Genomic DNA, 11677 nt, shown 5'->3' with positions numbered 1-11677 from the left:
AGCCGTAGTTGGCCGCCTCGATGAAGCGCACCCGGTCGCGGCTCGCCAGCGGCGCCGGGTCGAGCTTGCGCAGGCCCGCCAGCGCCTTGTCGACGATGCCATTGGCCGCCCCTTCCTTCGCCGCCAGATCGAACAGCAGCACCGGTACGTCCGCATTGGCGCAGTGCGCCGCAATCTGCGCACCCATCACCCCAGCTCCCAGTACCGCTACCTTGCGAATCCTCAGTTTGCTCACGAAAAATCTCCTTTGTCGTTGTTTCTTCGCGGGCGGGGACATCCCCCACTCGCGCATCGACCGCTCGGGGCCTGTTCAGGCAAAACGCTCGCGCAGCGCACGCTTGTTGATCTTGCCGACGCTGGTGCGATCCAGCGCATCGACGAAGCGCACCCGTTCGGGCATGGCATAGCGCGAAATCTGGCCGGCCTCCACCGCTTTTTCGACCTCGGCGCGAACGCTTGCTTCATCCGCCGTGGCACCCGCCTTGACGACCACCAGGGCCGCGGGCCGTTCCCCCCATCTGGCATCGGGAACACCGATCACGGCGACCTCGGCGACGCCGGGACAGCGGCCAATGATGTCTTCCAGCTCGAGCGACGAGACCCACTCCCCGCCCGTCTTGATCACGTCCTTGATACGGTCGGTCACCTGCAGGAAACCGGCGGGATCGATGGTGCCGATGTCCTGGGTATGCAGGTAGCCACCCGCCCAGAGTTGCTCCGAGGCCTCGGGTTTGTGCAGATAACCTTGGGTCAGCCACGGCGCGCGCACTACCACCTCGCCGACCGCTCGCCCATCTCGGGCAAGTGGCTGCATCCGGACATCGACCGTTTTCAGGTCGACCAGCGGCACCGGCCGGCCGGTCTTCAGCCGAATGTCGAGGTTGGTCTGATCCGCGGGGGCCTCCGGCGGAACCTGCGCAAGGGTAAGGATCGGGCATGTCTCGGACATTCCATAGCCGGTGAACACATCGATGCCGCGATCCAGCGCGCGCTGTGCAAGACTGGCCGGCAGCGCCGCCCCACCGATGACCATCTTCCAGCCACCGAGGTCCGTCTTCGCCGCGTTCGGCGCATCGAGCAGCATCATCAGGATGGTCGGCACGCAGTGCGAGAAGGTCACCCGCTCGGTGACCTTGAGCTTGAGCAGATGATCCGGCAGGTAGCGGCCCGGATAGACCTGTTTGACGCCCATCATCGTCGCGACATAGGGGATGCCCCAGGCATGGACATGGAACATCGGCGTCATCGGCATATAGACGTCGCCGCGATGGAAGCGCCCCTGGCTCGGTGCCGTGGCCAGCGCCGAACTTACCGCGAGGGTATGCAGCACCAGCTGGCGATGGCTGAAATAGACCCCTTTCGGATTGCCCGTCGTGCCGGTGGTGTAGAACGTTGTGGCACGGGTGTTCTCGTCGAGATCGGGAAAGTCGAATTGTGCCGGGCAGGCTTTAAGCAGGGCTTCGTATTCGCCCTCGAAGTCGCCGGGCAGTTCGACCGGATCGTCGGCGATCAGCACGAACAGCCTGACCGTACGCAGCTCACCGCGGATCTGCATGAGCAGGGGCAGGAACTCGGCGTTCACCAGGACCACGCTGGCACCGGCATCGTTGAGCGTGTAGGCAATCTGCTCGGGCGAGAGACGGATATTCACGGTCTGCAGCACCGCACCGTACATCGGCACCGCGAAGAAGCTCTCGAGATAGCGGTGACTGTCCCAGTCCATCATCGCCACGGTATCGCCACGTGCCACGCCGAGGCGGCCGAGCAGGTTTGCAAGCCGCCCTATCCTCTCGAAGAGGTCGGCATAGCGCATGCGCTGCCGGTCTGAATAGACGATCTCCTGCTCCCCGGCCGTTGCCATCGGCGTATGCAGCAGCTGCTTGATCAGAAGCGGATAGTCATACGCCGATGGCGTGACGACGATGTTGCTTTCAATCATGACGGTCTCCACCTTCGAATCTTCTTTTGATCGCGACCGGCGAAAGCCTCCCGCCGATTTCCGGCGCAGCGAATTGAACGATCGTTCAAACCTTGGCGCAGGCACGGCGCCAGCCGCAAAAGCATAGTCGATCAGCCCGCCACCCGCCCCGAGGTTGCGCCTTCGCCCTGTTGCGCCCCATTCCACCCGGGGCACGGAAACGCTTGCATCGTTCGACCGCATCGGCGTATTCGGCCGGAAAGAACGGCTCGGCGCCTGGTCCCGGGTCGTAGAAGGTCCGACCGATGAGGTGCTTGAAATCCGCACCGGGAATCGAATCCGCCCCGCGCAAGCGCGGTGCCGACGAAACGAAGGCCTCGACGCGCATCGCCACCGCGACCGGCCGGCCATCTGCAGCCCGCGCGAGACGGTCGAGGTAGCGTTCCCGGCTCATCCCGCCGCTACTCAGTGCCCGCTGATGGACCGCCTCCATCAATCCCCGTTTGGAACCGAAGTGATGACTCACCAGCGCTACCGGCACTTTCGCCTCGCCGGTAATGCGGCGAATCGATGTTGCCGCATTACCGGCTTCGGCACTCAGGCGCTCGGCCGCATCGAGAATGCGGGTCCGCGCGTCGGGCCGCGGCGGATCGGGTTCACTCATCGAAAGCACTCGGCCTGCACCCGACGCGGGCACACTGCACGCGCCGGGTTGGATCGTTACGACTCAGAATGCGCGCGAGTACTGCGCACCGAGGATCCAGACACGGGCGTCATAGACGCCCGTGACGGTGCCGCGGAGCTCCCTCACCTGATTGTTGTTGATCTTCGACTCGGACACGTTCAGGTAGGCCACACCCAGATCGAGGGTCGACGCCTTGTCGGCCTTCCACTGGCCCCCAAAGGTAAACCAGGTGCGGTTACTGTCCGGCAGCGAGACCAGACGGGTCGCGGGCCCCTTGACCGGCGTCTGGTCATAGGCGATGCCGAACTTCAGCTTCCATGCATCGTTGAGCTGATAGTTTGCGCCCAGCGCGATACGCCAAGTGTCGCGGAAGTCGGCGTCGAGCGTCTGGACCGTTTGGTTAATGCTCGGGCCAGACCGACGAACGATGTCGAGCTGATCGATCTTGCTCCAGCCGGTCCAGGAGATGTCTCCGAGCATCTCCCATCTGCGGTCGAGTTGCTGAACGACGCTGAGCACGAATACGTCGGGCAACTCGACATCAACGCTTGCCGCCCCGTTGGACAGGGTGCCTCCAATGGGATCCCCGTCCTTTGCGGGGCCCGAAATTTTCAGATCACCATCGAGTTCGTGCTTGATCGCGGAACGGTAGGAAACACCGATCCGCATGCTCGGCGAAAGCGTGAACAAGGCTCCCACGTTCCAGCCCCAAGCGTCGTTCGACACGTCCAGGGTGGCCCGGGTCGCCGCAAGCGCCGGATTGACGATGGCTGCGGCACGAACGTACTCGGCATCCATGCGCTGCCAGTTCACGCCGAAACCGACCGATACCTTGTCATTGATCCGATAGGCGATCGACGGGTTGATGTTGTAGGTGGTGATGTCGAACTTGATCGCCTGGGCGGCACCGATCCACGGATCGTCATACTCTGTGACCAGCCCGAACGGCGCACCCAGCCCGACACCGACATAGAGATCCTTGCTGAGCGCCCAGGACAGATAGCCGTTCGGAATGATCGCCCAGCTGCCTGCATCGTCTCCGTTGCCGGTCAATGGGCCACTGATGGAGCCCCGGTCCTTGAACTTGAAGGTGGGCCGGACGAAATCGATCCCGATCGAATACTCGCGGTCCTGCAGCTGCGTCATGCCGGCCGGGTTGAAATAGATGGTGCTGGCGTTCTCGGCAACCGCGGCAGAGCCCGCATAGGCGTTACCTATCCCGCTGGCGTTCTGCTCAAGCAACTGGAACCCCGCGGCCGAGGCGGAGCCCGAGCCAAGGGCTGCAAGCGCGACGGTGACCAGTTGTGCGATCAGTCTTGTTTTCATGTGCTTCGTCTCCTCGTTTGCGACACGCCAGTCGTGCCACGGTTTACTTGTTAATCATCCCGTGCGGGGAAGCGCTGAGTGTCCGGCGCAAAGGGGCCGGTCACTCGGGGCATTCATGGTGCATCGAGCGGGCGCTTCCGTCCGTTCTGATCCACCGCCACATAGGTCAGCTGCGCTTCGGTCACCTTGACCGTAAGCGGATCCTCGGGATGGCGCTCCGCGTATACCTCTACATCCACCGTGACCGAGGTCCGCCCCTCGTGAACGATGGTCGCAAAGAAGCTCACCAGATCACCGGTCGACACCGGTTGCTTGAAAATGAAGGAATTCACCGCGATGGTGGCGACGCGGCCACGCGCCCGCCTCCATGCGGGGATTGCGCCGGCGATATCCACCTGGGCCATGATCCAGCCACCGAACACGTCTCCCGCGGGGTTGGTATCGGCCGGCATCGGCATCACCCGCAACACCAGTTCCTTGTCGTCCGGCAGGCGGCTAACAAAATCACTCATTCATATCGCTCCCGGCGTAGTCAATGATTGGGCGCGATCCGGGCGCCGTCGATGGCGGGAATTTCGCCGTCGGCACCACGCATGCGCAGATAATTCATCGGCCCGCCCGTGAAAGGGGCAAAGCCGGTACCGAAAATTACACCAGCATCGGCCAGATCGCCATCGTCAACCACGCCTTCTTCGACGCAGCGGCGCGTTGCCTCCAGCAATGGCTCGATGATACGTTCGGCCAGGCCAGCGGGAATCTCGCCCTGTGTAGATTTTTGCGCCTTGCCGTCGATCCAGCGATAGAAACCCTCGCCGCTCTTGCGACCGAGCCTTCCGGAACCGTGCAGCTCGGCGAGGCGGCGTGGCGGCTGGTCGGCAGCCCCGCCTGTCAACGCCTTGCCAGCCGCCATCGCGATATCCAGACCGACCGTATCGACCAGTTCCACCGGACCGATCGGCATGCCGAAGGCCTCCAGCGCCGCATCGATGGTCTCCGCTGCAATACCCTCGTCCACGCAGCGCAAGGCTGCGAGCATGTAGGGGCCGAGCACCGCATTGACGAGGAAGCCGGGCGCGCTCCTGACCGGCAGCGGGAGCTTGTCGATGCCGCGCACGAAGGCCATCGCCTTGCGCACCATCAGGGCATCCGACCGAGCCCCGCTGACCACCTCGACGAGCGGCAGCATCGCCACCGGATTGAAGAAATGAATGCCGACGAGACGGGCCGGGTCCTGCAGCGCGACGGCGATGTCCTCGAGCCGCAGGCTGGAGGTGTTGGACGCGAGCACCGCGTGCGGTCGCGCACGGCGCTCGAGATCCGCAAACAGCGCGCGCTTCGCCTCGAGGTCTTCGAAGATCGCCTCGATGATCACGTCGGCCCGGCTCGCACCGTGCCCCTGCGGATCGGGGATGAGCCGATCCAGCGCAAAGCGCGCCTGGCGCCTGTCGTTGCGGAACTTCCGGTCGAAGAGCTTCGCCGCGCGGGCAATCGCCGGCGCGATGCGCTCCACCGACTGATCCTGCAGGGTCACCGTCATGCCGCGCAGCGCGCACCACGCGGCGATGTCGCCCCCCATCACGCCGGCACCAATCACATGAACTCGCCGCGCCGCAAAGTCGCAATCCTTGCCAAAGCCCTTGAGGCGCTCCTGCAGGAAGAACACACGGACAAGGTTCTTCGCAGTCGGCGAGCCGAAGATCGTCGCCATTTGCCTTTCGGCGGCGAGCGCGTTGCCGTCGTGCTCCAGCCAGGTATCGATGATCGCGTAGGGCGCAGGGTAGTGCTCGGACCGCGCCCTGGCGGCGACCTGGGCCCTCGCCTTCTTCGCCACGAGCCCCTTGAGCGGCCCGTTCATGAGCCGGTGCATGAATGGCAGCGCCCGCCGGGGGCGACCCGACAGCACCAGCGTGCGCGCGGCCTTGTCCATGACCCGTGGCGGCACGCACTCGTCGGCGAGGCCGAGACGTCTGGCCTTCTTCGCATCCACGCTCTTGCCGGTCAGCATCAGATCGAGGGCCGCCGCCGGGCCGATGGTCGCGGGCAGACGCTTCATGCCCCCCCAACCCGGCACGATGCCGAGCATCACCTCCGGCAGGGCGAGCTTTGTCACGGGCTCGTCGACCACGACGCGATAGCGGCAGGCCAGCGCAAGCTCGAGGCCGCCGCCGAGGCAGTGACCGCGGATCAGCGCCAGCGTCGGGTAGGACACGCCGGCCAGACGATTGAAAATGTGCCAGCCGCGCTCGATCAAGGCCCGCGCGCCGGCGGCCGAATCGAGTTCGCTGAACTCCCTGACGTCGGCGCCGGCGACGAAGCCGGCGGTCTTCGCCGAGGCAATGATCAATCCGGCCGGCGGCGCCTGCTCCAGCGCCGTGAGGACACGGTCGAACTCCCCGAGGGCCTCGGCCGACAGGGTATTGGTGCCGGCATCCGCCTTGTCGAACCACAGCCATACAAGACCTTCGGCCTCGCGTTCGATACGCCAGTGCCGATAACTCGTGCTCATGCCGCCACTCCCGCTACCATCCGCGGCATCCGTTCGATCAGCATCGCACCACCCTGTCCGCCGCCGATGCAGATGCTGGCGATACCGCGTGTCCCGTTCTCGCGGCGCAGCACATTGAGCAGATGCAGGACGATACGCGCACCCGAGGCCCCCACCGGATGCCCCTGTGCAACCGCGCCGCCATCGATGTTCATGCGCGCCTCGTCGAGCGCGCCGAGCGCGCCGTCGAGCCCCAGTTCGGTGCGGCAATAGTCCTCGTCCTGCCAGGCACGCAGGCAGGCGATGACCTGAGCCGCGAAGGCCTCGTTGATCTCCCAGGCATCGAGATCGTTGAGGCCGAGACCGTGGCGCTGCAGGATCGGCGTGGCCGCATGCACCGGGCCCAGCCCCATCTGCGCCGGATCGAGGCCGGCCCACTCGCTGTCCACGATGCACCCCAGCGGCTCGAGACCATGCCGCTCGAGCGCCGCCTCGGAGGCGAGGATCAGCCACGCGGCGCCATCGGTGATCTGCGAACTGTTGCCCGCGGTGACCTTGCCGTACTTCTTGTCGAAGAAAGGTTTGAGCCGCGCGAGATTCTCCATCGACGAATCGCGCCGCACGCCATCGTCCTCCCTGTAGACCGTGCCGTCACGATCGATCAGCGGCACGATCTCGGCGTCGAAACGGCCGGCATCCTGCGCTGCAACGACCCGCTGGTGGCTGCGCACCGCAAAGGCATCCATCTCTTCGCGGCTGATGCCGAACTTCCACGCCAGGTTCTCCGCCGTCTGCCCCATGAGCTGGCCGACGACCGGGTCGGTGAGGCCCTTCATGATGCCGATCACCGGCGCCAGGTAGCGGAGCTTGAAGCGACTCAGGGCGACCGCCTTCTGGCCGATTGTCCTGCTTGCGTACCAACCGGAGAGCCAGCGCACCATCGCGTCGGAGAGCAGCAGCGGTGCGCGCGACAAGGCATCGACACCACCGGCCAGCACCAGGTTCGAGCGCCCCGAGCGGATGTTGGCAATCGCCGAATCCAGCGCCTGCATGCCGCTGGCGCAGTTTCGCATCACCGTCCAGCCCGGCACCTTGAGGCCGCAGCCCATTCGCAGTGCCACCACGCGACCGATGTTCACCTCGTCCGGCGAGGGACTGGCGCAGCCGAGGATGACCTCGTCGAGCTGATCCGCGGAAAAGGGCTGGCGGGCCAACAGTGCGCTACCCGCAGCGGTGGCGAGATCGGATGCAGCAAAGGGGCCCGGCGCATTTCTGGCCTTGAGAAAAGGCGTGCGCGCGCCGTCGACGATATAGATCCTGCTCATGTTCGGGAAGGGTCTGCCGTGTCAGGCCGCTTCGCGGCGCAGTTGCTGGTCTTCGGGACCGACGTCGTCGAGCGCGGCACGCAGGCCGAAGTCGTACTCGAAATCATCCACGCGGATGACCTTGTCGCGCAGTTCACCCTTGCGCCTGAGGGTGGCGAATTCCGTATCGGTGATCACGCCGGCCTCAAGCGCCCGTACATGCAGCGCATCGACGCCACCGCCGACCAGCAGGCCGGGCTTGAACTGTCCGCCCTTGAGCGCCTTGCGGATCCTGGCCTCGATCGGCTCACACTCGATCGTGGCAGCGAGGGCCGCTTCCAGCGCCGCGACCGGCTCCTCGAGATCGGTCGGCAGGAAGACGTCCGCGGTGAGGCGGTCACGGGTCGGCGAGGGCGAGATCAGCAGGCTGGCCACTTCATGCCCGAGCCTGTCGGACGGCACCACGTAGGGGCGCCCGAGCGGGAAGATCACGATGCGGCGCAGAATGGTGGCGAAGATGCGGTTCGGGAAATTCGCGATGGTGCCCTCGAAGGCGCTCTGGATCCTGAACATGCAATCCCAGATCGCCCAGTGCATGAGCGGCGCATCGGCCTCCTGCCGCCCTTCCTCCTCGTAGCGCTTGAGCGTTGCGCTGGCCAGGTACATCAGCGAGAGGATGTCGCCGAGCCGCGCGGAGAGCTTCTCCTTGCGCTTGAGCGCACCGCCCATCGAGCCCATCGAGATGTCGGCGAGAAAGGCGAAGCCGGCGGAGAAGCGGGTGAGCTGCTGGTAGTAGCGCTTCGTTTCCGGCGCCACCGAATCGGGCACCTTCACGAAGTGCGATCCGGTCAGCCCCATCACCAGCGCCCGGCCGGCATTGCTCACGGTATAGCCGATGTGCCCCCAGAAAGCGGCATCGAAGCGGTCGAGGTCGTTGTCCTGCGCCGAGTGCATTTCCTCGAGTACGTAGGGATGACAGCGTATCGCACCCTGACCGAAGAGAATCAGGCTGCGGGTCAGGATGTTGGCGCCCTCGACGGTGATACCCACCGGAATCTGCTGATAGGCACGCCCGAGGAAGTTCTGCGGGCCGAGGCAGATGCCCTTGCCGCCGATCACGTCCATGCCGTCATTGACCGTCTGGCGGGCCCGCTCGGTCACGTGGTACTTGACGATCGCCGAGACCACCGAGGGCTTCTCGCCGAGATCCAGCGCGCCGGCGGTAAACACTCGTGCCGCCTCGCACAGGTAGGTGTTGGCGCCAATCCGGGTCAGCGCTTCTTCCACACCCTCGAAACGGCCGATGGCGGTCTTGAACTGGTAGCGCACCCGGGCGTAGGCACCGACCGCACGGGCGGTCATCTTCTGCATACCGGTATTCGAGCCCGGCAGCGATATCGAGCGCCCGGCGGCAAGGCATTCCATGAGCATGCGCCAGCCCTGGCCGGCCATCTTCGGTCCGCCAATGATGAATTCGAGCGGCATGAAAACGTCCTTGCCGCGAATCGGGCCGTTCATCCACACCGCATTCAGCGGGAAATGACGCCGGCCGATATTCACGCCGGGGTGATTCCACGGCACCAAAGCACAAGTGATGCCGAGATCCTCGACTTCCCCCAGCAGGTGATCGGGGTCGTAGAGCCGGAAAGCCAGGCCGAACACGGTGCACACCGGCGCCAGGGTGATGTAGCGCTTGTCGAAGGAGACCCGCATGCCGAGCACTTCCCTGCCCTGCCAGACGCCCTTCTCGATCACACCCGCATCGGGAATCGAGGCCGCATCCGAGCCAGCCCATGGACTGGTCAGTGCGAAGGCCGGGATTTCCTGGCCTCCCGCCAGGCGCGGCAGGTAGTGCTGCTTCTGCTCGGGGGTGCCGTAATGCAGCAACAGTTCCGCCGGGCCGAGCGAGTTGGGCACCATCACCGTCACCGCGGGCGCCGAGGAGCGGGTCGACAACTTGGTCACGACCTGCGAGTGCGCGTAGGCCGAGAAGCCCTTCCCACCGAACGCCTTCGGGATGATCATGCCGAGGAAGCCCTTTTCCTTGATGTATTTCCAGACGTGCTCGGGCAGGTCCTGCTTCTGCGTACTCTCCCAGTCCTTGGTCAGGCGGCACAACTCGGCGGTCTCCACGTCGAGGAAGGACTGCTCCTCGGGCGTGAGCTTCGGCCAGGCGTAGCCAAGCATCCGCTTCCAGTCGGGATCGCCCGAAAAGAGTTCGCCTTCCCACCACACGGTACCGGCCTCGAGGGCATCCTTCTCGGTCTGTGACATCGAAGGCAACGCTTTTCGAAAGGCCTTGAGAATCGGGGCAGTGACGAATGCGCGACGCAGCGAGACGCGCAGGAAAACAGTCATGACTGCGGCGTAGGCCGCCAGCACCAGGACCACCACGCCGGCATGCCAGCCGGCCGCGTAACCCAAGGCGGCGAACCATGCGAACCCCGCCGCACACCAGGCAAAAAGTGGCGCTCGCCGGTAGGCGAGCGCTCCTGCCAAGGGAGGGAGGGATAGCAAAACCCAGATCATGTACCTGTCTCCTTCACTGCCTGCCTCCGGTCTCGACGCCGGCGGTCAGCGCTTGATTGCGCGGATCGTTCAAGCCGCGTTCCGGTGCTCGACCGGCAGCTCTTCCTGGAATTCGGGCAAGGGGCCACGCAGTCCGCCGAGCAGAAAACTCATCAGACGCGGTACCAGCCTGGCCGGATCACTGTCGTCGAACTTGCCGGCGAAGAGCTGCAACGCATCGGTACCGGCAATGGCGTACGAGGTTGCCCCCATCATGAAATGGAAGCGCCAAAGAATCTCGTCGCGCGGTACGCCGGGCAGGGAACGGTACAGCTCGGCGAGGAAGCGGCCGGTACATTCGGAATATTCCTCGGCAATGAACTGCCGTACGAAGCTGTTCGGCTCGGTGTAGGTACGGCCGAGCAGACGCATGAAGATGTAGCCGCCATTGTCGTTGTCTGCCGCCATCTCCAGCGAGGTCCCGAAAAACGCTTCGACGATGCGGCTCGGCTTCAGCGGCTCCCCGCCGGACGCCTCGAGCAAGGCATCGAGCGCGGCGAGGCGCTCCTTGTTCATCGCGGTCAGACGACGGGTGAACACCTCCTGAATCAGCGCATCCTTGCTTCCGAAGTGGTAATTGACGGCCGCGAGATTGACGTTGGCGCTTCCGGTGATCATGCGCATCGACGTTCCGTCGAAGCCATGCTCCATGAACAATCTCTCTGCGGCATCGAGAATGCGACTGCGTGTCTCCGGCCCCTGCTTGGCGTGACTCTCTCTCATGATGATCACTCCGGCTTGTTGTTGTGGGATTTCGACGCTTTGCATATCTCGCACAGAAACTTTATTCAAACGATCGTTTGAATCATACGTTCCACCCGCGCCGCGTCAACCTGTTTTTTAGAGGCGACCCTCTAGAAAAGCAAGCTGCACCGCCGCATGGCCGACAAATACAAAGGCATAGGCCCGACGGCAAAAGGGCGGTGCCCAATAGACACCGCCCGGGAGGCTTCACGACCGCTCAGACGGCGGTCACTGGCCAGTGTTCATCGCAGGCTCGACAGGTAGGCAATCAGGTCCGTGCGCTCCTGGGCATTGTCCAGCCCGTCGTATTTCATCTTTCCGCCAGGCACGACAGCGCGCGGGCTGGTGATATAGGCGTCGAGCTTCTGGGCGTTCCAGACGATGCCGCTCTGCTTCATGGCGTCGGAGTAGACGAAATCGGGCAGCGACGCGGCCTTGCGGCCGACCACACCGAACGACGACGGCCCCTTCTTGTTCTTCCCTTCCCGCGGGCTGTGGCACTCGGCGCACTCCTGGGCGAATACGTCGGCGCCGCGAGCCACGTCACCGGCAGCCTTGGCCGGCAGGCTGTGCCCGCCCAGCCCGACGGAAAATGTGAGCATCAACAGCAACTGGGCTGCGGAATTCATCGGATTGTCCATGGCGTA

At 64.5% G+C, this 11677-nt stretch carries 10 protein-coding genes; all 10 read right to left on the bottom strand.

Going from position 1 to position 11677, the window contains the following annotated elements; all coding sequences use genetic code 11:
- Positions 1-235 (bottom strand): 3-hydroxyacyl-CoA dehydrogenase NAD-binding domain-containing protein (locus tag GQB03_RS19610; RefSeq protein ID WP_159692950.1); only part of this gene is annotated, 235 nt, incomplete at its 3' end.
- 75 nt (positions 236-310) lie between these two features.
- The gene (locus GQB03_RS19605) at positions 311-1939 is read right to left on the bottom strand and encodes a fatty acid--CoA ligase (protein WP_159692948.1); all 1629 of its coding nucleotides are present in this window, start codon (positions 1937-1939) and stop codon (positions 311-313) included.
- Between the two features lie 85 nt (positions 1940-2024).
- Entirely contained in the window at positions 2025-2582 is a 558-nt protein-coding gene (locus tag GQB03_RS23510; protein WP_159692946.1) for a TetR/AcrR family transcriptional regulator, read from the bottom strand.
- Between the two features lie 63 nt (positions 2583-2645).
- Positions 2646-3929, bottom strand: coding sequence for an OmpP1/FadL family transporter (locus tag GQB03_RS19595; RefSeq protein ID WP_159692944.1), 1284 nt, complete (start codon positions 3927-3929; stop codon positions 2646-2648).
- 113 nt (positions 3930-4042) lie between these two features.
- Positions 4043-4441: an acyl-CoA thioesterase gene (locus tag GQB03_RS19590; RefSeq protein WP_159692943.1), complete on the bottom strand. Its 399-nt coding sequence runs from the start codon at positions 4439-4441 to the stop codon at positions 4043-4045.
- A 20-nt stretch (positions 4442-4461) separates the two neighbouring features.
- Positions 4462-6435, bottom strand: a complete 1974-nt coding sequence (locus tag GQB03_RS19585; RefSeq protein WP_159692941.1) for a 3-hydroxyacyl-CoA dehydrogenase NAD-binding domain-containing protein — start codon at positions 6433-6435, stop codon at positions 4462-4464.
- Positions 6432-7739 carry an acetyl-CoA C-acetyltransferase gene (locus GQB03_RS19580; RefSeq protein ID WP_159692939.1) on the bottom strand — a complete coding sequence of 436 codons (1308 nt, stop codon included), beginning with the start codon at positions 7737-7739 and terminating at the stop codon, positions 6432-6434. The genes GQB03_RS19585 and GQB03_RS19580 overlap by 4 nt, the downstream gene beginning before the upstream one ends.
- Positions 7740-7760: 21 nt before the next feature.
- The gene (locus GQB03_RS19575; protein WP_159692936.1) at positions 7761-10247 is read right to left on the bottom strand and encodes an acyl-CoA dehydrogenase; all 2487 of its coding nucleotides are present in this window, start codon (positions 10245-10247) and stop codon (positions 7761-7763) included.
- A 69-nt stretch (positions 10248-10316) separates the two neighbouring features.
- Positions 10317-11009 carry a TetR/AcrR family transcriptional regulator gene (locus GQB03_RS19570; RefSeq protein ID WP_159692934.1) on the bottom strand — a complete coding sequence of 231 codons (693 nt, stop codon included), beginning with the start codon at positions 11007-11009 and terminating at the stop codon, positions 10317-10319.
- Positions 11010-11272: 263 nt separating this feature from the next.
- Complete coding sequence (locus tag GQB03_RS19565) at positions 11273-11659, bottom strand: c-type cytochrome (RefSeq protein ID WP_235027145.1); 387 nt, start codon at positions 11657-11659, stop codon at positions 11273-11275.
- Between the last annotated feature and the right edge of the window lie 18 nt (positions 11660-11677).

The organism is Cognatazoarcus halotolerans (genome assembly GCF_009800965.1).
In the GTDB taxonomy this organism is placed as follows: Bacteria; Pseudomonadota; Gammaproteobacteria; order Burkholderiales; family Rhodocyclaceae; genus Cognatazoarcus; species Cognatazoarcus halotolerans.
This window is presented reverse-complemented; position numbering and strand designations above follow the sequence as displayed.